Origin of the sequence: Rhodococcus sp. Eu-32, from assembly GCF_003336925.1 — a bacterium.
In the GTDB taxonomy this organism is placed as follows: Bacteria; Actinomycetota; Actinomycetes; order Mycobacteriales; family Mycobacteriaceae; genus Rhodococcoides; species Rhodococcoides kyotonensis_B.
In genome coordinates this window covers 1-437 of record NZ_QGNK01000079.1, presented here as the reverse complement: position 1 = coordinate 437, position 437 = coordinate 1, and the positions used below count along the sequence as shown (strand labels likewise).

The 437-nt window shown below is 33.6% G+C and carries 1 protein-coding gene; it reads left to right on the top strand.

Annotated features, from left to right (window positions below; genetic code table 11):
- Nucleotides 1-221: 221 nt before the first annotated feature.
- Nucleotides 222-437: hypothetical protein (locus tag DK926_RS26530; RefSeq protein ID WP_133299121.1), on the top strand; the 216-nt coding region annotated here is incomplete at its 3' end.

Here is a 437-nt window from a genome sequence, read left to right as displayed (position 1 = left end):
GGCAAGAACATCAAAGATCAAGAAATAATCACAGATGAAATCCAAAGACGATACAATGCTTCTTCCACCAAGGCAATAATTTCTGCTTACAAGGATGCCTTACAGAGATATAAAAATTTAAAATAAGATAAAACTACCCTTTCACTAGAGAGGGTGGTTTTTTCATGAGATTTTTTATATGATACAATTAAGAAAAATACTATTTGAAAAGGAGATGTGAAATGAAGGGGAGAGCGGCGAATACCTTTGTAAGGTTTTTAATTTTGCTGGCAATTGTTGTTGGTGGTTATTTTATCTTAAAGACCTTGGGCCTTGTTGATCTTAATAAAGGAAGTCTTGAAGAAAAAAATGCCAAGGAACTTTCAAGTGCCTTAGAGGAGAGAGGCCTTGACCAAGAATTTTTCAAGCAAGAGAAAATTGATACTGATGAATTTTTT